This window comes from Bacteroidales bacterium (genome assembly GCA_023228145.1).
GTDB lineage: Bacteria > Bacteroidota > Bacteroidia > Bacteroidales > CAIWKO01 > CAIWKO01.
The window spans coordinates 1-13266 of sequence record JALOBU010000003.1 but is presented as its reverse complement, the minus strand read 5'-3'; the positions used below and the strand labels follow the sequence as shown (position 1 = coordinate 13266).

General features: G+C 33.8%; 9 protein-coding genes and 2 tRNA genes. 8 read left to right on the top strand and 3 right to left on the bottom strand.

What is annotated here, in order from left to right; all coding sequences use genetic code 11:
* Positions 1–4: 4 nt before the first annotated feature.
* The 3 genes from M0R16_01885 to pruA all read left to right on the top strand — a co-directional run bounded on the left by M0R16_01885 (position 5) and on the right by pruA (position 7306).
* Positions 5–3754, top strand: coding sequence for a DUF559 domain-containing protein (locus M0R16_01885; protein ID MCK9611630.1), 3750 nt, complete (start codon positions 5–7; stop codon positions 3752–3754).
* Between the two features lie 322 nt (positions 3755–4076).
* Entirely contained in the window at positions 4077–5501 is a 1425-nt protein-coding gene (locus M0R16_01880; protein ID MCK9611629.1) for an aldehyde dehydrogenase family protein, read from the top strand.
* Between the two features lie 173 nt (positions 5502–5674).
* On the top strand, positions 5675–7306 hold the full coding sequence (pruA, locus tag M0R16_01875; protein ID MCK9611628.1) for an L-glutamate gamma-semialdehyde dehydrogenase: 1632 nt from the start codon (positions 5675–5677) through the stop codon (positions 7304–7306).
* Positions 7307–7584: 278 nt separating this feature from the next.
* On the opposite strand, the gene M0R16_01870 is transcribed toward pruA, so the two are convergent.
* Together M0R16_01870 and M0R16_01865 are read right to left on the bottom strand one after the other, a co-directional pair.
* Entirely contained in the window at positions 7585–7842 is a 258-nt protein-coding gene (locus M0R16_01870) for a GIY-YIG nuclease family protein (GenBank protein MCK9611627.1), read from the bottom strand.
* A 47-nt stretch (positions 7843–7889) separates the two neighbouring features.
* Positions 7890–7963 (bottom strand) — tRNA-Asn (locus M0R16_01865).
* A gap of 180 nt (positions 7964–8143) precedes the next feature.
* On the opposite strand from M0R16_01865, the gene M0R16_01860 reads away from it, so the two are divergent.
* From M0R16_01860 to M0R16_01840, 5 genes are all read left to right on the top strand, one after another.
* Positions 8144–9502 (top strand): tyrosine-type recombinase/integrase, encoded by a 1359-nt coding sequence (locus tag M0R16_01860; protein ID MCK9611626.1) that lies wholly within the window; start codon positions 8144–8146, stop codon positions 9500–9502.
* 616 nt (positions 9503–10118) lie between these two features.
* Entirely contained in the window at positions 10119–11114 is a 996-nt protein-coding gene (locus M0R16_01855; GenBank protein MCK9611625.1) for a helix-turn-helix domain-containing protein, read from the top strand.
* A gap of 254 nt (positions 11115–11368) precedes the next feature.
* Entirely contained in the window at positions 11369–11893 is a 525-nt protein-coding gene (locus tag M0R16_01850; protein MCK9611624.1) for a hypothetical protein, read from the top strand.
* 12 nt (positions 11894–11905) lie between these two features.
* A complete protein-coding gene (locus M0R16_01845) occupies positions 11906–12103 on the top strand; it encodes a hypothetical protein (GenBank protein ID MCK9611623.1) in 198 nt (65 codons plus the stop codon).
* 1 nt (position 12104) lies between these two features.
* Positions 12105–12884: a hypothetical protein gene (locus tag M0R16_01840; GenBank protein MCK9611622.1), complete on the top strand. Its 780-nt coding sequence runs from the start codon at positions 12105–12107 to the stop codon at positions 12882–12884.
* Positions 12885–13140: 256 nt separating this feature from the next.
* On the opposite strand, the gene M0R16_01835 is transcribed toward M0R16_01840, so the two are convergent.
* Positions 13141–13214, bottom strand: a tRNA-Asn gene (locus M0R16_01835).
* Between the last annotated feature and the right edge of the window lie 52 nt (positions 13215–13266).

The window sequence follows — 13266 nt, the reverse complement described above, 5'->3', positions numbered from 1 at the left end:
TACAATGACCATCCCCGAATACATCGAAAAAATCAACACCCGATACAAAGCCGGAATATCAACAGAACATAGTTACCGTGGAGACCTGCAAAATCTTTTAGAAACCATTACCCCTGATGTGCTTGTTACCAACGAACCCACCCGTGTTGCCTGCGGAGCCCCAGATTATATCATTACCAAACGTAAAATTCCTGTTGGTTATATCGAAGCCAAAGATTTGGGCGCAGATTTGAACAGCAAACAGTACAAAGAACAATTCGACCGCTACCGGAGTTCGTTACCTAACCTGATTATTACAAATTATTTGCAGTTTAGCCTGTACATTGAAGGCAATTATACCACCTCTGTTACCCTTGCCGACATACAGGGCAATAAAATTGTTGCAAAAACTGAAAATATTGAAACTTTTACCCGGCTAATACAGAATTTTTGCAGTTATGCCGGACAAACCATAAAAAGCCCCTCAAAACTTGCAGGCATGATGGCGGCAAAAGCCCGACTGCTTGCCAATACTATCGACAAAGCTTTGTCTGCAGAAGAGCCGAATACTGAAAATATGGTTTACGAAAACGCCAACAACAGCATAAGGCAGCAATTAACGGCATTTCAGCAGCACCTGATACACGACATCACGGTTAAAGAGTTCTCGGATATTTATGCACAAACCATTGCTTACGGAATGTTTGCAGCACGCTATCACGATTCATCACTCAAAGACTTTACCCGACAGGAAGCTGCGGAACTGATACCGAAAACCAACCCGTTTTTGCGTAAACTGTTTCAGTATATTGCCGGATACGACCTTGACGAACGTATTAAATGGATAGTGGACGAATTAGTAACAATTTTTCAGGCATCTGATGTGGCAGCTATATTGAATAATTTTGGCAAGGCGACACAACAAACAGATCCTATCATACATTTTTACGAAACCTTTCTTTCTGAATACGATCCCAAGTTGCGCAAAGCCCGGGGTGTTTGGTACACACCCGAGCCGGTTGTAAATTTTATTGTTCGGGCTGTTGACGACATTCTTAAAACGGAATTTGGACTTGAAAACGGATTAGCCGATACCACAAAAACGAAAATAAAAGTAAAAGAACCTGTAAAAGCCACCGCTGACAGGCGTTCTAATGTAACTTACGTTGATGTTGAAAAGGAAGTACACAAGGTACAGATACTTGATCCGGCATGTGGTACAGGAACATTTCTTGCCGAAATCGTTAAACAGATTTACAAACGCTTTGAGGGGCAGCAGGGCATCTGGAGCCAGTACGTTGAAGACCATTTAATACCCCGGCTTAACGGTTTTGAGTTGCTAATGGCTTCATACAGCATGGCACACCTGAAAATGGATATGTTATTTCACGAAACCGGATACCGCCCCTCCAACGGAGGGATTGGGGGTGGCCGGTTTCGTATTTACCTAACCAATTCTCTTGAAGAACACCACCCCGATACCGGAACTTTGTTTGCAAGCTGGTTATCTGACGAAGCCAGCGAAGCCAACCGGGTAAAACGTGATACGCCGGTGATGGTAATTATTGGGAATCCTCCATATTCGGTAAGCAGCAGCAACAAAGGTGAATGGATACAAAACCTTATATCAGATTATAAAAAAGATTTGAATGAGAGAAAAATTAACCTTGATGATGACTACATTAAATTCATTCGTTACGGACAGCATTTCATTGAAAAAAATGGTGAAGGAATTTTAGCATATATATCGAATAATAGTTTTATTGATGGCGTCACACACCGCCAAATGCGTAAACATTTATTAGAAAGCTTTGATAAGATATATATTCTTGATTTACATGGCAATGCTAAGAAAAAAGAAGTTTGTCAGGATGGTTCATATGACCAAAATGTATTTGATATCATGCAGGGAGTCAGTATCAACATTTTTGTAAAAACAGGCAAGAAAAATAAAAACGGATTAGGACAAATACTTCATAGTGATTTACAAGGCAAACGTGAATTTAAGTATGAAACATTAAATTTAAACTCTTATAAGTCCATAAAGTGGAATGTAATTAAATATCAAACCCCTAATTACTTTTTTGTTCCAAGAAATGTTGACGCAGAAGATAGATATTCATTAGGTTTTTCAATAAATATATTATTTGTTAACTCAAATTCCGGTATTCAAACTAAAAATGACGGATTAACAATTAATATGAATAAAAATGAACTTGAAAAAGTTGTAAATAATTTTAAGGAAATAACTGTTGAAAATCTAAAAAGAAATTACTCATTGACCGATACCAGTGGTTGGACAGCTCAAAAGGCGAAAGATGATATAATAAATAATAAGGGTGCTTATTATAAAATATTTTATAGACCATTTGATATAAGGTTTATTTATATGACGGAAAAATCTGGTGGCTTTGTTGGTCGCCCAAGATTAGACACGATGCGTCATTTTTTTAATGGTGATAATTTAGGATTAATTACCGTTAGGCAACAAAGTACTTTTGATTTTCAACACATCTTAGTATCTAAAACTCTAATGGAAAGTGGTGCAATATCGCTTCAAACTAAGGAATGGGGTTATATATATCCTCTTTATCTTTATCCCGAAACTACCGCTCAGCAAAGCACCGAACAAACACCCGAAAGAATACCCAACCTAAACTTAGTAATAGTAAACCAAATTGCTGAAAAACTCGGTTTAACTTTTACACCCGAAAAACCAGATTTTTCCCCGTCGGGTAATGTGTCCGAAGGACACAAGGGGCAATTTGCCCCGATTGATATTTTGGATTACATATACGCAGTGCTGCACAGCCCAACCTACCGGGAGAAATACAAAGAGTTTTTAAAAATTGATTTTCCGAGAGTGCCATACCCCGAAAACAAAGAAACATTCTGGCAGTTGGTTGCTTTAGGCGGAGAACTCCGGCAGTTACATTTATTGGAAAGTCCAAAAGTAAACCAGTTTATTACCACATATCCCGAAACCGGAACAAACGAAGTAACTAAAGTTAGGTTTGAACTGTTGCCCACTCCGGCCTACGCACAAGAAGAAGATGACTTTGATGACAACAAGGTTATGGAATATGGGTGGCAGACAGCAGCGCCGGGATATTACGCTGTTCGTAAAGAAGACAAAGACCGACTAAAAGCAAATATGACCGAAGCAGAGAAAATATTATGGCAGGAACTGCGCGGAAAGAAACTTGGTGCGCGTTTCAGAAGGCAGCATATTGTGGATTGTTTTATCCCCGACTTTGTTTGCCTGTGGTACAAACTGATCATTGAAGTGGACGGCAAGATACATGACTTTCAAAAAGAATACGATGAAAGCCGCACCGCAAGGTTAAACGAAATAGGTTATGAAGTGCTGCGTTTCAAAAACGAAGAGGTTCTAAACAATATAGCGGTAGTTTTGGAAAAAATAAAAACAGCCTTAAAACAACGTGAACACATTGCTATTGCCGCACAGGAAAGCTCCGGCCACCCCGCCTCCACCCTCCTTCGGAGGGCCGGGGTGGTCGGGACGACAAAACCCGAAGGAGAGCACGGGGTGGTCGGAAAAGTCTGGATAAACGAAACACAATACTTTGCCGGAGTTCCGCAAATCGCCTGGGAATTTTACATTGGCGGATACCAACCTGCTCAAAAATGGCTAAAAGACCGTAAAGGTCGGGGTTTATCGTTTGAGGATATTCTGCACTATCAGAAAATTATTGTATCATTAACGGAAACGGCAAGGGTTATGGGGGAGATTGATAAAACAATTACTTTTTGAAAAAGTAAGTATTGATTTTTTTTTAAAATCGTTGATGGTATTATTAAAATTTTTTAAATTTGCAACCGATATGTATTATAATACATATCGGAAAAATCATTTTTTTTCAAATAGCATTCCATGAATCTTTGTCTTGAAATATATTATTTGGTCTAAGCATTATTTCAAAGCAAATTCTGTATTATTGATGAAACGCTAAAACCTATAGCGTTCGGCATCATTTCATTTTTTAAAATAATTCACGTAAATCAATTCAACTTTTTACATGTATCTGCATGTATGAATGACAATAAAAAAAATTAATAATTAAAAAAACACTTTTATGAAAATGTTATTAGGCGGTAAATGGGTAGTAAAAAAAGAAACTATTAAAGTTTATGACCCATATGATAATTCGTTAATAGATGTAGTTCAGAAAGCTACTGAGAGCGACGCATTAAAAGCTATTGAGTCGGCAAAGAGAGGATTTGATATTGCCCGGAAAATGACTGTTTATGAAAGGGCGAATATTCTTTTCAAAACGGCAAAATATGTTGAGAAATACAAAGATGATTTTGCTGAAACCATAGCAAGAGAAGGTTCAAAAACAATTAAGGAAGCACGAAAAGAAGCTATGCGTTGCGTTAACACACTTCGAATTTCGGCTGAAGAATCAAAAAGAATTTTAGGTGAAACCATCCCTTTTAATTCATTCCCGGGGGGAGAACAAAGAATAGGCTACTATTACCGTTTCCCGATTGGAATTGTATTAGCAATAACTCCTTTTAATGACCCTTTAAACCTTGTTGCTCACAAATTAGGGCCAGCATTCGCCGCAGGAAACAGTGTTATATTAAAACCAGCTACCGTAACCCCGCTCTCGGCTTTGAAACTTGCTGAAGCATTTTTAGCTTCAGGGTTACCTGCCGAATGTTTACAGGTAATTACAGGAAACGGAAGCGAAATCGGTCCTATACTTTGTAAAAGCGAAGATGTAAGAATGATTTCATTTACAGGCGGACTGGATGCCGGAAGAGAAATAACAAAAATTGCAGGTATAAAGAAAATCGGTATGGAGCTTGGGTCCAATTCTCCGGTAATTGTTTGGAAAGATGCTGATTTGCAAATGGCTGTTGAATCGTGCGTTTCAGGCGCTTTCTGGGCAGCCGGACAAAATTGCATTGGAGTACAGAGAATTTATATTCATCAGGGGATTTATAAAGAATTTAAAAAGCGATTTATTGAAATTACAAAAAAATACAAGGTAGGCAACAAAATGGCAGAAGACTGCGATATGGGTCCGATGATAACAGAAAAAGAAGCAGTACGTGTTGAAACATGGGTGAAGGAAGCAGTAAAAATGGGCGCTACCTGCCTATGCGGCGGAAAGCGGAAGGGGGCAATAATGGAACCAACAGTTTTAGAAAATGTTCCTGAAAAAGCCAAAATACATAAGGACGAAGTGTTCGGCCCGGCTGTTAATTTATATGCAGTAAAAACACTTGAAGAAGCCATAGAAAAAGCGAACAGCTTACCTTTCGGGTTACATGCCGCAGTATTTACCAACGATATCAATACCGCGCTCAAGGTTGCTTATCAACTCGAATGCGGCGGGGTAATGATAAACGATTCTACAGATTACAGGCTGGATTCAATGCCTTTCGGTGGTGTAAAAAATTCAGGCCTTGGCAGGGAAGGAATAAAATTTTCGCTGCAGGAAATGACAGAACCTAAAACCATAAGTTATTATACAAACTTTAAAGTATAACCGTTGTGCTATTGAGAAAATAACTATTTGTCGGTCATATTGAGTGACGTAGAAATCTGAACCATCAATATCTTGTAAATATTTGAAATAGTGAAAATTCATAATTTAATAGCACAACCCTAAGTATCGCAATTTTACATGTAAAACAACAAACCATTTAAAAAAATTATACTATGAACAATGCAATATTTAATTTCAGAGAACCAAAGAATGAACCTGTTTTTCAATATATAAGCGGTAGTGAAGAAAGAACCAAGCTTCAAAATGAAATAAATGTTCAGTGCAGTACTGAATTTGAAATACCGCTCATCATTGACGGAAAAGAAGTAAGAACAGGCAAAACAAAAAAGCTGACCATGCCACATGACCATCAACATGTATTGGCAACTTACCATATCGCAAGCGAGAAAGAAGTTAAAATGGCTGTTGATGCTGCATTAAAAGCAAAAGAAGACTGGATGAATATTTCATGGATTGAAAGAGCATCTATTTTAATCAAGGCAGCAGAGCTAATTTCAAAAAAATACAGAAACTCATTAAACGCTGCAACCATGCTTGGTCAAGGGAAAAATTGTTTTCAGGCAGAAATTGACGCAGCTTGCGAAGTAATAGATTTTCTAAGATTCAACGCCCATTTCGCTGCAAAAATATATGGTGACCAACCTACAACCGATTTCGATATGATTAATAGAATAGAGTACAGGCCGCTTGAAGGTTTTATTTTTACGATTTCTCCATTCAACTTTACCGCTATTGCTGCAAACTTGAACACTTCGGTGGCTTTGATGGGAAATACCACAGTCTGGAAACCCGCTACCACGTCTCTTTTGTCAAATTATTTTTTAATGAAAATTCTTAGTGAGGCGGGTTTGCCTGATGGAGTTATTAATTTTATTCCCGGTCAGGGCTCTTTAATTAGTAATGTAGTTCTGAACCAGCCTGAACTTGCAGGAATACATTTTACCGGGTCAACAAGCACTTTTAATACTTTGTGGAAAAATACAAGTGATAAGCTTTCCGTGTATAAATCTTATCCAAAACTTGTAGGTGAAACTGGCGGAAAAGATTTTATTTTTGTTCATAATTCAGCCAATGCGATTGAAGTTGCAACAGCAATTGTTCGTGGTGCTTTTGAATATCAGGGACAAAAATGTTCTGCTGCCTCACGGGCATATATTCCAGAATCATTGTGGCCGCAAATAAAAAGCTATGTGCTCGACATGACAAACAGCATTAAAGTTGGTGATGTAAGAGATTTTGACAATTTCGTAAATGCAGTAATTGATGAGGCTTCATTTGATAATATCATGTCGTATATTGAAAGAGCAAAAAAATCAAATGATGCAACAATTATGATTGGTGGTGAAGGCGACAAATCAAAAGGTTATTTTATTCAGCCAACAATAATTCATACAACAAATCCTCATTTCCTGACAATGGAAGAAGAAATTTTCGGACCTGTGATGACCATTTATGTGTATCACGATAATGAATATGAAGAAACGTTGAAAATATGCGACAAAACATCACCCTATGCTCTCACGGGTTCCGTATTTTCAAAAGACAAATATGCTTTGATTAAAGCTTGCAAACATTTAAGATATGCAGCAGGAAATTTTTATTTTAATGACAAACCGTCAGGAGCAATGGTAGGACAACAGCCCTTTGGTGGAGCAAGAGCATCCGGAACAAACGATAAATCAGGAAGCCATTTGAATCTTTTAAGATGGGTAAGCCCAAGAACAATTAAGGAAACATTGTTGCCCGCAAATGATTATCGTTATCCTTATATGTTGCAAAAATAAGTTTGTACAGATGTGAATTTTTTTTTACATTTAAAGTGGAAGACACTATTTTTAATCAAGAATAAAACCGGATGTTTTGGTAAAATAAAAAGGGCTTCAGTAAGTTATTTCTGAAGCCCTTAATTTTATTCTTCCCAGCCTGGACTTGTCCGCCGCGGCGGACAGGGACCCTCTGACTAACAATGCCGTTTCTTATTGCATAAAAAGCCGTCTTTCAACGGCTTTTTGTTTGCTCCCCAGCCTGGACTTGTCCGCCGCGGCGGACAGGGACCCTCTGATTAACCTTTCAAAAACAACTGTCGTTTTATAAAATCACGCCCGGCACCCGTTTTCAAATATTTTTCTCTGGCCATTGCCTGAGAACGATCTGAAAAGTCTTCGGTATAAACTAATTCCCAAGGACCACGTCCTTTTGTATATCTAACAGGACCAGTTTCCGTCTGATGTTCATTGATCCGTCTTTGAATATCCTCTGTTTGTCCGGTATATAGTTTCCCTGTTGAAAGGCTTTTTAAAACATACACAGTAAAAACCATAACTGTTTTTTTATAAAAAAAGCCGTCTTTCAACGGCTTTATTTTTGCTCCCCAGCCTGGACTTGAACCAGGGACCCTCTGATTAACAGTCAGATGCTCTAACCAACTGAGCTACTGAGGAGTCTGTATAATTTGTTATTAGAACCAATCTGTATTAGGCAATTTTTGAGAAAACTTGAAATAATGTCAGTGTATAACCTATTCATTTCGCAATTATAAATTTTCAAAAACTTATAAAAACAGAAATTTCTCTCCCCAATGTTGTCCCCAATTATTATTCTTGGGACTTTTATAACAAAAAATGCCAACAGTAAATTATTATTTGTACGATAAAAAAGCTAAAGAAGAAACTTTGATTCTACTTCACTTCAATTATAATGCAAGAAGACTTATCTACTCTACGAGACAAAAGATAAATCCTAATTATTGGGATACAGATATTAAAAGAGCTATTAAAGTTAGAGGAAAAGATAACCTTGAAGAAATTAACCTACTTCTAAATAAACTTGAAAATAATCTTTTAGCTTTCTACAGAAATTCAGTAATACAAAATTCACCGATAAATAACGAGAATTTAAAGGCTTTTTTAAATTCTCAGCTTCTGATACCAAAAAGGGAAGAAAAGGTAAAAAAGCCGTCAAAAACAATGTCATTTCTAATGCTATATGATGAATTTATAAAGGATAGTAAAATTGGAACACGATTACAGAAAAATGGATCTAAAATTTCTCAAAGTACTATTGATCGATATAAATCTTTACGTACGATTTTAGTTGAATTCGAACAAAAGAAAAAATTCAACCTCATCTTATATAACTTAGATTTAATCAAGAAGGAGGAATTATCATATATTAAACGGTATTACAAAGAGTTTTACTATCGTTTTACTGAATTCCTTTATAATGACTGCAACAATTTTGATAATGCAGTAGGTTCGAAAATTAAAATTCTAAAAGCCTTTTTTGCCTATTTAATATCAGAAAAAGACCTCCCTATAGGCTCATATCACAAGGACTTTTATGTGATAAAGGAAGAAATACCAATTATTGCCCTTCAGCCTGAACAACTTAAAAAACTTATTAATGACAAGGAATTCGAAAACTCATTACCAGAAAAAATACAAAGAATAAAAGACATTTTTGTATTCGGTTGCACAGTAGCTTTAAGAGTGAGTGATTTAATGTCATTAACAAAAGAAAACTTGAAAATTGAAAGAAATAATTACTATTTAAATGTTGTTTCTAAAAAGACTAAAACGCTTACTACTATTAAATTACCGCCATATGCTATTGATATTATAAAAAAATACGAAAGTAAATCTGAAAGACTTTTACCGCAATATAGCCATCAAAAAATAAATGAATATCTAAAAGAATTAGGAAGGCATTGTTTGTGGACAGACGAAATCAAGAAAATTCGTAGCAAAAGAGGTGTAAATATTGAGGTTAAAATAAAAACATCATTTGCTGAACTTTTGACTACACATGTAATGAGAAGAACCGCAATAACAACAATGCTAAGACTTGGAATTCCAGAGGTTATAGCAAGAGAAATTTCCGGTCATAGTAGTACGAGTAGTGAATTTTATAGATATGTTGAATTATCTCGCTCTTATATTGATGAAAAAATGAACACATATTTTGAAGAATTAAAGAATTAGCAAATAATTTATCTGATTCAAGTTCAATTGAAATTTGATTAATTTAATTAGAAAATATTAAAACCAAATTTTATCTTTAAAATAAGCCGTTTTTTTAAAATACTTTGAGGGGTTTCTATTTTGATCTCACAATTTTATCAGTTAACAAAAAAAAATCAAAATATCGATTAATATAAGCAAATTCATTAATTCGCATTTGAGTTGATTCTTTTTCAAGAAATCACAATTTTTGAGTTGGATAAAAAGTGTTTTTGAGGTATAACTTATTTTAGACATACTATTATTCCTAAACATTTTAATAATTAATAAAAGCAATTACATCGTAATTGCTAACTAAGTAGGTAATCACGTTGTGATTACCTTCTATTATTTATTATTTATTATTCTATTTTAATATTATCTTTTATTAATACTATTAATATCTATCGAAAAATCGATAGGGCAAAATAATTAGTATGTTTTCTTGATTTTAGTTATCCCAAGCATTATTATTGCAAAATGTATTTTAGTACAACTTCGTAAAACCCTCAATTTATGAGGTGGTAAGGATATGCTTACAAGTGCTGGCTTTTTATTGAGCTGGGGCGGATCGGTAAATAATTTTAAAATCTATTTTATGGGAAATTTTACTGTTCGTCAAAGCAATTCATCTTGGGAAGGGTTTGAATATATTATTCAACAAGATTTACCTGATTTAGCAAAGCTTATTTACCTCGAAATTTTTCGGATTTGTAAAGAAAAAGAAAAGGGATATTGCTATGCTACAAATGGGTATTTTGAAAAAAAGTTCAATAGAAAAACAGGTGCTATAAGTTCTTCAATAAGTGAATTAAAGAAGATGTGCCTTATTAAAATTGAGTTCGGTATTAAAGGGCAAAGATTAATTTATATTATTGATGAAGAAGAAAAACGAAATGAAAAGGAACTATTATTAAAACAGTGTTTGAATTGTGAAGATTTAAATACTTATCTAAAAAACGAGTTAAAGATTTTAATTAGAAAATTCCCAACTATAAGCAAAAATAAGTGGGAAATGGTGATTAATAATCATCTACAATTTGAAGATATTGAATCAAGAAATGAATATTTAGACCTTTTAGAAGAATTATTGCGTGAAAATCCAATAAGTAAGGTTTTTGAGTTTGTTGTTGAAGATTTTATTACATTAGATTCACAAGAAAAAAAGATTTCAAATGACGATTTTGTGCAAATTCAAGAGCTTCTATTTACATTTTTATCTGAATTATTTGAAAGAAAACAAGAATGTGTTTTAAAATCAACAAAAACAGACCTTAGCACGTTCGATGATATCCGATTTGGTAAAAATGATAACTATTATCGCAATGTTAAAGGAAAATTGATAAAAGTTTATAAAGTTTGTGATAAATTTAAAACAGAGAAAAAGTATGCAAATATAATTTTACAAAATGATGTTGGGGAAAAACTAAATGCAAGAGTTAACTCAAATGAATTTTATAAAATAGAAGAAATATTAGATTCGTTGATAGGTTCAGAAATAATAATACATGGCTTAATACAGTACAATGCATATTATAAAGAAGGTATGTTGGTGAATGTAAAACATGAAAATTTTTTAATTCTTGAAAATTGATTTTGTATATTTGCATTAGCATTGTATAATTTTGAGTTCTTTTAAATATTTTTAAAGCGTATAGCTTTATTCTTGTTCTCTAAAACCGCCAATTTTAAAGAATCCTACAAGAGTATCTGCTTTACGCCCGAGATGGGTGTAGGCTGTGCTTTGTAGGATAGGTGCTTGGCGGTACCTGAGAACAATAGCTACAGACCTACGCTTTTTTGTTTTATATACATATTTGGTCTGATATGTAATAAATCGATTAAACGATGAAATACATAAAAGAAAAAGAGATATGCAACAAATATCTTTCTTCTCGTAAAGACTTTTTAGAATTTGCCGACAAATCCTCTGCTCTAAGAGGAAATGATAATATAATAGGGCGAATAGGAGAATTTGTTGTATTACAATTTCTTGAAGACGAAGGCAGGGATCCAGAAATAAATACTTCAAAAAATGAAAAAGGTTTTGATATTTTATGTGATTATAATAGTTTAAAAGGTAAAAAGGATTCAAAAATCTCTGTTAAAGTAATTACTTCTGAAAATAAATATGGCAGAACGACAAGAATTAAAAATCCTTGGCATGAATTATTTATTGTAATTTTAGGACAAGATTATAAAATCGAAAAAATTGGTCGGTTAAGACGATCTGAATTTGAATTTCGAAGAGTTCAAAATCCTGAATTAAGTATCAAAGAACCTTATGCTGAAAAAAAACTTCTTGAAAAAGGGGGTTTGTTTTATAAATATGGGGAAATTTATGATAAGGAATTTTGCTCAAAATACTTATAAATTTTTTTAATCATGGAAAAAGAAGGAGATAATGGTTTCGGATTTGAAGAAACTCCTGAGTCGGAAGATTACAGTAAATTTTCCACATACCTAACCTTGAAAAAAGAATGTGGATATTCACACTCAGAAGCTTTAAAATTTCTTCGCATATCACAAGAGGAGTACGAAAGACTGTATAAAAAATATCTTCCTGATTTAGAACTGGAATAGCATGTTGAGTGATTATAAATCTGAGTATAATGGGGAAGTTGAAACAGTTTCAACAAGGTTTTTTAAAATAAAAAATGGAGAAGAATCAGAATTTTTCCCGAGTTGTTGTAATTTTTATGAAAAGTATAATAGAAATGGCACATATAATGAATTGAATTATTATGTTGATGATAAGCAGAATTTTAATTCAAAAAAGTACGATTACAGCAGTGATAAAATAACAATTAATATATACAATAATCAAAAAGAGTTTTTACAAACGAATATTTATTTCACTGAGAAGTTCGGTGAATTTTGCTTTTTAGAAAAGATTTTTATAAATGATGAATTATCAGTATTAAAAATTAGTGAAACGAATAATTTTAGAATTTTATTGAAAGAGGATTGTATTTATCTAAAATTACAGAAACACAACTATTCTCTTGTAAATAAAGTAGATAATTCGGGAAAAATAGTTCAGTCTATTTTAAAGCATGCCAGTGGTATCAGAGTTGAGAAATATTACTTCAATAATGATATTTTGGTAAAAAAAGAAACTTTTAAAGGATCAGAAATTGAAAATGATTTTCCTTCTGAAATTGAGGAATATATCTATAATTCTGCTGGAAAACTGATTAAAGAAAAAGTAACTTATTCTCTAATAACTGATAATAATCTTCAAGAAATTATGTATCAGATAAGGTATAAGTACGATAAAAAAGGCAATTGGATTGAAAAAAGAGAATATGGAGCTAATAAATTGATTGAAAAAAGTATTAGAAAAATTACATACTTCTCCTAAAAAGCAGAGCAGATATATTATATCGGAAATTTACGGTTTAAACAATCGAATTTTGAAACAAAAAATCCTTTCAAGTATATCCCTTTTATTTTTGTTTCAATCATAAAAAGTCGAGTACAATTATGCAAAAAAAGTCTGAGTATAATTCTTAATTCGGTCTGAACGAAATAAACCTAAATTTGCTCACAATACTGCTCAAATAAAATCTATGAAATAACAAGAGCCTCACAAAATGCGAGGCTCTTTTTCATTTTTGCTCCCCAGCCTGGACTTGAACCAGGGACCCTCTGATTAACAGTCAGATGCTCTAACCAACTGAGCTACTGAGGAATTTTTAAATTGAAGTGCAAAATTACTTTTTTTTTTGACACCTCAAAATATT